The sequence below is a fragment of the Roseomonas chloroacetimidivorans genome, assembly GCF_049629625.1.
Taxonomy (GTDB): Bacteria; Pseudomonadota; Alphaproteobacteria; order Acetobacterales; family Acetobacteraceae; genus Roseomonas; species Roseomonas chloroacetimidivorans.
Genome location: NZ_JBNBZS010000315.1, coordinates 1 through 664, shown reverse-complemented (window position 1 = coordinate 664; position 664 = coordinate 1). Strand labels below are relative to the sequence as shown.

Here is a 664-nt window from a genome sequence, read left to right as displayed (position 1 = left end):
CCAGGTCGGTGGCGAGCTTCCACTCAAGCCGGGCGCGACCCACCGGCTCGCTCGTCTCACGGGCATGGAGAATGGTGAGGTCGAGTGCGGGGTAGCGCTTCTGCTTGCCGATGGGCGGCAGCACGCGGACGCGCGCGAAGCGCAGCTCCAGCTCAGCCGTGCTGACGGTGCCATCCTCACCCGTTACCTCAATCCTGTGGACACCGGCTGGCGGCACTCCCGCCATCACTGCGGCGACCGTGCGCTTGCCGTCGAGCGCCAAGCGGTCCACGCAGGTGCGGACGAGGAAGTGGGTGCCGAGCGTGCGGGCGGCGCAGAAGAACTCGAAGATGTCGTTCTCTCGGTCACCGACATGCACCAGCCGGTCGGGCGAGCCGAGCAGCCCCGTGGCGGCCTCCAGACCGGCGAGCCAGCGCATGCTCTCTTTCTCCTCGATCGGCACGCGCGTTGGGTTGATGTGCCGCTTTAGCGCGTTGGCCCCCTTGAACTTGGACCGTGTCCAGAGCTTGGCTGCGGCCAGCCCGAGGGGTAGCCCCTCGGGCGTGACGACGAGGCTGGAGTGCATCAGCAGGCCGCACTGGGTATGCATCCGCAGCTTGCCGTTCCGGTCGCGGCCCGTGGGGGCGCGGCCGATCGCGCCGAACGTGTCCGGCTTGGCCCATTT

At 69.0% G+C, this 664-nt stretch carries 1 pseudogene; it reads right to left on the bottom strand.

Going from position 1 to position 664, the window contains the following annotated elements:
- Positions 1 to 664: pseudogene (locus tag ACO1BU_RS37685) on the bottom strand (hypothetical protein); the annotation flags it as partial.